The organism is Flavobacterium buctense (genome assembly GCF_014486695.1).
GTDB lineage: Bacteria > Bacteroidota > Bacteroidia > Flavobacteriales > Flavobacteriaceae > Flavobacterium > Flavobacterium buctense.
In genome coordinates, this window is the sequence record NZ_JACTAB010000036.1 from 1 (window position 1) to 361 (window position 361).

Annotated in this window: 1 protein-coding gene; it reads right to left on the minus strand. The window is 34.9% G+C overall.

From position 1 onward, the window contains the following. Positions 1-361 (minus strand): carboxypeptidase-like regulatory domain-containing protein (locus ICG50_RS13050; RefSeq protein ID WP_484489529.1); only part of this gene is annotated, 361 nt, incomplete at both ends.

Sequence of the window (361 nt, forward strand, 5' to 3'; positions counted from 1 at the left end):
GATATTGATTTTCATAGATGGGTTTTGGTTCAATACATCTAACAATTTAGCTAAATCCACTGCAGCATCCGGACGGATATTCCATTTGTCTAAGTCGAAGTAGATGATGTTTATTTTGAAACAATCCGCTAAGTCGTCACCAATTTTAACGCGACAAGTTTTAGTTTTAAGCTCGATGTTTAACTCAGTTTTCCCTGATTCAGAACCGATGATAACCGGCACTTCTTTGGTTTCATAATCTTCAAGCGAAGCATTTACATAGTATTTAGTACCACATTCTACTTCTAAGAATTCATACTTACCTTCAGCATCAGAAACAGTTTCTTTTAGCTTATTGAATTTTTCATCCATAAGAACCAAC